Origin of the sequence: Protofrankia sp. CiP1_Cm_nod2 (assembly GCF_920664355.1) — a bacterium.
Lineage (GTDB): Bacteria > Actinomycetota > Actinomycetes > Frankiales > Frankiaceae > Protofrankia.
Map to the genome: position 1 here is coordinate 1 of NZ_CAKKTL010000276.1, position 6,334 is coordinate 6,334.

Below are 6,334 nucleotides of genomic sequence, written 5' to 3' on the forward strand. Positions count from 1 at the left end.
GCCCGTGCCCGGCGGCCGGCGCGGCGGCCGTCACCCCGGGTACTGCCGCAGCCCCGGCGGGGGCCGCCGATGGCGGCAGTTCCGGCCCGGCCGCCGTGGATCAGACCACCGTCGCGGGCCGGGCCGATGAGCGCGACGCCGGCGAGGAGGTCAACGGCATGCTGCTGTGGGCGCTGCCGCTGGCCGGCGCCGCCGGGATGGCGATCGTCCTCGCCGGGCTGTGGTCGAGGCTGCGTCGTGACCGCCGCCACGGCCCGGCGTCCCCCCGCGGCGAATGAGCGCGTCCTCCCGGGCGGCCGGCGGGCAGACTGGAGCGGTGGCCAGCCGCTATCTCTACGACACCGAGTTCATCGAGCGCTCGGAGGGGGGCCACCTCTGGCTGGACCTGGTGAGCATCGGGATTGTCAGCGAGGACGGCAGCCGGGAGTACTACGCCGTGTCCACCGAGTTCGACCCGGCCTTCGCCGTGCCGTGGGTGCGGCGCAACGTCCTGGACAAGCTCCCGCCGCCGTCCGACCCGAGCTGGCGGACGCGGGCGCGCATCCGTTCCGACATCGTCGCCTTCCTCGGCGCAGCCGGGCCGCCGGAGCTGTGGGCCTGGTACGCCGCCTACGACCACGTGGTGCTCTGCCAGCTCTTCGGCACGATGACCGACCTGCCCCGGTTCCTCCCCCGTTTCACCCGGGACCTGCGCCAGCTCTGGGAGGAGGTCGGCCGGCCACCGCTGCCGCCCCCGCCGTCCGACGCCCACGACGCGCTCGCCGACGCCCGGCACAACCTCGACCGCTGGCGGGTCCTGGCGCCGCTGCGGGCCTGCCCGGCCCCGGCCCCCGCGCGGTGAGGATCGTGGCGAAACTTCCGTGAAGTACGGCCGCCGGGCCGGCGAATTCCCCGCGCCACGGGCGGCGGATGTGTTTCTTCGATCCTCTCCGTGGGATTACGCTTCCGAACTGACAGGAGCGGCTCGTCACCGGTTGATGACCATCGGGTGGCCAGGGGAGCCGGGCGCGAGAAAAAGAAGATCGCGCTTTCTTCGGCCCGCCAGGAGGTGCATGGAATGCGGATCGGGGTACTTACAGGCGGTGGGGACTGTCCCGGGCTGAATGCGGTCATCCGGGCGGTCGTCCGCAAGGGCACGGATGTCTACGGATATTCTTTCGTGGGCTTCCGGGATGGTTGGCGAGGTCCGCTGGAGAACGCTACCGTCCCGCTCGGGGTGGAGGCGGTACGCGGAATTCTCCCGCGTGGTGGCACTATTCTCGGATCCAGTCGCACAAATCCCTACAAGGAGGACGGCGGTGTCGCGCGTATTCGGCGGACCCTGGCCGCGCACGGCGTCGACGCGCTGATCGCGATCGGCGGGGAGGACACCCTGGGGGTGGCTGCCCGCCTGCACGACGAGGGCATCCCGGTCGTCGGCGTGCCCAAGACCATCGACAACGACCTGTCCGCCACCGACTACACCTTCGGCTTCGACACCGCTGTCAACATCGCGATGGAGGCCATCGACCGGCTGCACACCACCGCCGAGAGCCATCACCGCGTCCTCATCGTCGAGGTGATGGGACGCCACGCGGGGTGGATAGCGCTGCACAGCGGGCTGGCCGGCGGGGCCAACGTGATCCTGCTGCCGGAGCGGCCGTTCGACATCGACAAGGTCTGCGCCTTCGTCGAGCACCGTTTCGCCTCCCAGTACGCGCCGATCATCGTGGTGGCGGAGGGCGCCGTCCCGGTGGCCGGTTCGCTGACCGTCAAGGAGGGGGAGCTCGACGCCTTCGGCCACGTCCGGCTGCAGGGGATCGCCGCCGTGCTGGAGACCGAGATCCGCGGGCGGACGGGGCGGGAGTCCCGCGCGACCGTGCTCGGCCACGTCCAGCGGGGCGGCACCCCGACGGCGTTCGACCGGTGGCTGGCGACCCGCTTCGGCCTGCACGCCATCGACGCCGCGCACGACGGCGCCTGGGGCACGATGGTGGCGCTGCACGGTACCCGGATCGACCGGGTGCCGCTGGCGGAGGCGACCCGGGAGCTCAAGCTGGTGCCGGAGGAGCTCTACGCCGAGGCCGAGGTCTTCTTCGGCTGAGACGCCCGCCGCGAAGGGCCGGAAAACAGCTGCGAAGGATGAAGCGGCCGAAACGCCCGGAAAACGGCTGAAACGGCCGCGCGGGGCCCGGGCGGCCGGCCGGGAAGCGGCCGGGAAGCGGCCGTGAAGCCGGCGGCTGGCCGGCTGCCGCAGGGTGGCACGGGCGGGTGGCGCGGGACGGTATGACACCGGGGATTGCGCGACGTGCGCCCGTGCCCGGGCCGTACCCTGTATCACTGTGGAGGAACTCGACGCCTGGCGGGCCCTGCCGGCCAAACAGCAACCGAACTGGCCGGACCAGGGGGAACTGGCCGCCGTCCGCGACCGGTTGGCGACACTGCCACCGCTGGTTGTCGCACCCGAGGTGCGGATTCTGACCGAACGGCTCGCGGCGGTCGCCCGGGGCGAGGCATTTCTGCTGCAGGGCGGAGACTGCGCGGAGACCTTCGCCGCGAACACCGCCAACAAGATTCGCGACAAGGTGAAGACGCTGCTGCAGATGGCGATCGTGCTCACCTATGGCGCGAGCGTGCCGGTGGTCAAGGTCGCCCGGATCGCCGGCCAGTACGCCAAGCCCCGCTCGGCCGACATCGAGGCCGGCACCGGCCTGCCGTCCTACCGCGGTGACGCGGTCAACGACATCGCCGCCACGGCGCGGGCCCGCCGGCCCGACCCCGGCCGCATGCTGGACGCCTACCATGCCAGCGCGGTCGCGCTGAACCTCATCCGTGCCTTCGCGACCGGCGGGTTCTCCGATCTGTCCAAGGTGCACGAATGGAACAAGGCGTTCGTGCGGGATTCGGCGGCCGGGCGTCGTTACGAGGTGATGGCGACCGACATCGAGCGGGCCCTGTCGTTCATGGCCGCCTGTGGTATCGATCTCGAGCGCACGCCGACACTGCACGGCGTCGAGCTGTTCACCAGCCACGAGGCGCTGCTGCTGGACTACGAACGGGCGCTCACCCGCAGGGAGGACGCCACCGGCTCGATCTACGATCTTTCGGCGCACCTGCTGTGGATCGGCGAACGGACCCGTGACCTCGACGGCGCCCACGTGGACCTGATGTCCCGGATCGGCAATCCGCTCGGCTGCAAGGTGGGCCCGAAGGCCTCGCCCGACGAGGTACTGGCCCTCGCCGACCGGCTCAGCCCCGACCACGTGCCCGGCCGGCTCACACTCATCACCCGGATGGGCGCCGGCCGTATCCGCGACGTCCTGCCCGCGATCGTCGAGAAGGTCAACTCCGCCGGGCATCCGGTGGTGTGGTCGTGCGACCCGATGCACGGCAACACCCGGGACGTCAACGGTGTGAAGACCCGGCACTTCGACGACGTCCTGGACGAGGTGCTCGGCTTCTTCGAGGTCCACCGGCAGCTCGGCACCCATCCCGGGGGGATCCACATCGAGCTGACCGGGGACAACGTCACCGAGTGCCTCGGTGGGGGAGAGCGTATCGGTGAGGCGGACCTGGCCGGCCGGTACGAGACCGCCTGCGACCCGCGGCTGAACACCGGTCAGGCCCTGGAGCTCGCCTTCCTCGTGGCGGAGATGCTGCAGCAGATCAACGTGGCCCGCTCGCAGAGGCACTGATCCCGACGGGGTGATCCCACGTCCCCACGGGGTGATCCCGCGCGGTGGCCGCGGGCCGGTCTTCCTCCCGGGCCGCGGCCGAGGGCCCCAGGGTGGTGATCCCGGCCGGGAACGCCCCGGCCGACAGGCGGCCAGGGGCCGGCCCGCCCGTCAGGATCAGGCGGCTCCGCCGGTGCTGGTGCCGACCGGTTGGACGGGGCCGCCCGCATCGGCCGGCGGCGGGCTCTCCGGCGCGCTGGGCGCGGGCGCGCTGGGCGCGGGCGCGTCGGTCGGGACGGCCTGGGGCTCGGAGGCCTGCGTGGCCGGTGCCTGCGGGCTGTGGACGGCGCCCGCGGAACGGGCCGGCCGTGGTGATGCCGCCGAGGGGCTGATGCTGGGGTGGGCGGCGGGGCTCGCGGCCACGGGAGGGGTCAGGACGGCGAACGGGACCGGTTGCGGTGAGTGTGAGGCGTCCGCCTGGCCGGGGGCGCCCGCCGCCGGTGGGGTGTTCTCGCCGGTGCTGAGGGTGCTGTGGACGCCGTGCACGTAGTCGAGGGCCTCGGCGGTCATGGCGTGCAGGGGGCCGTCCGGCAGGTTGTCGAGCAGGACGTGCAGGTCCCGCGACTGGTCGTCGGTGAAGTCCTGGACGGTTCGCAGCGCGTCCTCGCTGCCCCTGCGGGCCTCGGTGACCAGGACGTTCCCGCCGGCGGACGCTTCCTGCTGCCAGGCCGTCAGCAGGTCGTGTACCTCGATGGTCTTCTTCGGCAGCCGCCCGTTATCCATGATCGAATTGATCTCGTTGAGCCTGGTGCGGGCGATATCAAGATGGATCTTGGCTTTTTCGACCGGGCTGCTGGTGAGGTCGAGCTGGATGTGCTCGACGCGCAGCTTGAGCCCGTACAGCGGCTCACCGGGGACCGCCCGATGGGTCCCGACGGTGATCCCGGTCACCACCACCGACACCGCGAGGGCGCCGAGCAGGACCGGACGCGGGCCGGCGGTGGGCCGGGGGAGGGCCGTCGTCCGGGACGCGGTGGCCCAGGCGAACAGGCCTCGCTGGGCGGGCGTGCGCACCAGGTAGCCCGGGCGTCTCACCGGCGACGCGCCCGGGGCCGGGGCCGGGGCCGCCGGGGCATCGGGGGCCGTGGCGCCCGGCACCGGCGAGACAGCTGTCGGCGCGATAGCCGGCGCGATAGCCGGCGCGATATCGGTGGCGGTCCGCGACAGCCCGGTGGTCAGGCTCTCGGCGAGCAGCTGGGCGCGCAGCGCCGTACGGAACTCGGGACGTGACGACACCGTTTCGCGGGCACGCAGCGCCGCGACCACGGCCAGCCGCTCGCGGTCACCCGGGTGAGCGGCCGGCGACCCGCTGTCGACCAGCCGGTCGAAACGCTTGGCTCGTCGCCCCGTGACTCGTCGCCCCGTGAGCAGTGCTCCCACCGGAGTCCCCCCTGTTTCCCCCTGTACGGTGTGCCGACCGGGGGTCGCTACCACCCGGATACACCGTCGGCCCCCATGATGACCAGGGACACCCCGTCCGGGCACGTATCCCGCCCCATGCCCGAGGGTGATTCGTCCGGACAGTCGAAGTATGCCGGGAAAAATGCCCCCCTGGAACAGCCGGGCGGCGATTACCGGAGCTATTCGACAGTGAGGGTCACCTTGGTACCTCGCTTGACCTTGCTGCCAGGGGGCGGATCCATGCTACTGACCACCGAGTTGTCGAAGAAGATGAAGCCGTTGCGCTCGGCCCGCAGCCCGTGGCGCTGCAGTTCGCGAGCCGCGTTCTGATATTTCTGGCCGGTGACGTCGGGTACCTCGACCAGGTCGCCGCGGTCCTCGTCGTCCAGCGGTCCTTTGGACACCAGCACTGTCACCACCGAGCCGCGGGCGACTGGCTGCCCCGGGTCGGGGGAGGTGCGGATGACGTTTCCGCTCTGCACCGTCCCGTCGTTGATGTCGAGCCGTGTCACTTTCAGGCCGAGGGCGCCGAGCTGGGACTGGGCCGTGGCGATGGGCATGTTGATCACATTGGGGACGGTCACCATGGCTGGACCGGAACTGACGATCAGCGTCACCTGGGCGCCGGCGGCGAGCTCGGTGTTGACGGCGGGCTCCGTCCTGATCACGTTGCCGGCCGGGATCGTGTCGTTGGCCTCCGTGCGTGGCGTCGCGGAGAGGTTGAGCTGCTGGCGGGTCAGCCGGGCCTGGGCCTCCGCCACCGACAGGGTGGCGACGTCCGGCACCCGGACCTTCGCCCGGCCCAGGCTCAGGCGTATCCGCACGGGGCTGCCGCGCGCCGCCCTGACGGCGCTGGCCGGCTCCTGCGTCATGACCTTCCCGGCGGGGATGGTGTCGCTGGTGGCGGCCTCGTCGTAGGCCACGGCGAACCCGGCGTCGGTCAGCGCCTGTACCGCCACGGACTGGTCGAGGCCTACCAGCGGGGGGATCGGCGTCGTGCCCGGCCCGGACAACGCCCTGGACACGACGATCCCGCAGAGCAGGACGACAGCCGCGATCACGACCGCCACCAGCGGTCTGCGGCCGCGGGGCCGGCGCGGCAGGAACCGGTGGCGCCAGTCGGGCGCCAGCCGGCCACCCAGGGCGAAACCGGCGGTCGCCCGGGGGCGGCTGCGCCGACGGGCGCCGCCACCATGGGCGCCCCGGGCGCCGCGCACCCC

Annotated in this window: 5 protein-coding genes and 1 pseudogene; 4 read left to right on the forward strand and 2 right to left on the reverse strand. The window is 72.2% G+C overall.

What is annotated here, in order from left to right:
• From NBW84_RS21465 to NBW84_RS21480, 4 genes and pseudogenes are all read left to right on the forward strand, one after another.
• Positions 1-278: pseudogene (locus NBW84_RS21465) on the forward strand (hypothetical protein); the annotation flags it as partial.
• Positions 275-841 carry a polyadenylate-specific 3'-exoribonuclease AS gene (locus NBW84_RS21470; protein WP_445548799.1) on the forward strand — a complete coding sequence of 189 codons (567 nt, stop codon included), beginning with the start codon at positions 275-277 and terminating at the stop codon, positions 839-841. The pseudogene NBW84_RS21465 and the gene NBW84_RS21470, both read left to right, overlap by 4 nt.
• A gap of 216 nt (positions 842-1,057) precedes the next feature.
• Positions 1,058-2,083, forward strand: a complete 1,026-nt coding sequence (locus NBW84_RS21475; RefSeq protein ID WP_445548467.1) for a 6-phosphofructokinase — start codon at positions 1,058-1,060, stop codon at positions 2,081-2,083.
• Positions 2,084-2,321: 238 nt separating this feature from the next.
• Entirely contained in the window at positions 2,322-3,674 is a 1,353-nt protein-coding gene (locus NBW84_RS21480; protein WP_250286829.1) for a class II 3-deoxy-7-phosphoheptulonate synthase, read from the forward strand.
• 156 nt (positions 3,675-3,830) lie between these two features.
• Here NBW84_RS21480 and NBW84_RS21485 read toward each other — a convergent pair whose 3' ends face one another.
• The gene (locus tag NBW84_RS21485) at positions 3,831-5,093 is read right to left on the reverse strand and encodes a DUF5667 domain-containing protein (RefSeq protein ID WP_250286832.1); all 1,263 of its coding nucleotides are present in this window, start codon (positions 5,091-5,093) and stop codon (positions 3,831-3,833) included.
• A 200-nt stretch (positions 5,094-5,293) separates the two neighbouring features.
• Positions 5,294-6,334: Stk1 family PASTA domain-containing Ser/Thr kinase (locus NBW84_RS21490; protein WP_250286834.1), on the reverse strand; the 1,041-nt coding region annotated here is incomplete at its 5' end.

Excerpts from the sequence above, each read along its gene's own strand:
- NBW84_RS21470 (WP_445548799.1), top strand. The coding sequence starts at position 275 with ATGAGCGCGTCCTCCCGGGCGGCCGGCGGGCAGACTGGAGCGGTGGCC.
- NBW84_RS21475 (WP_445548467.1), top strand. The coding sequence starts at position 1,058 with ATGCGGATCGGGGTACTTACAGGCGGTGGGGACTGTCCCGGGCTGAAT.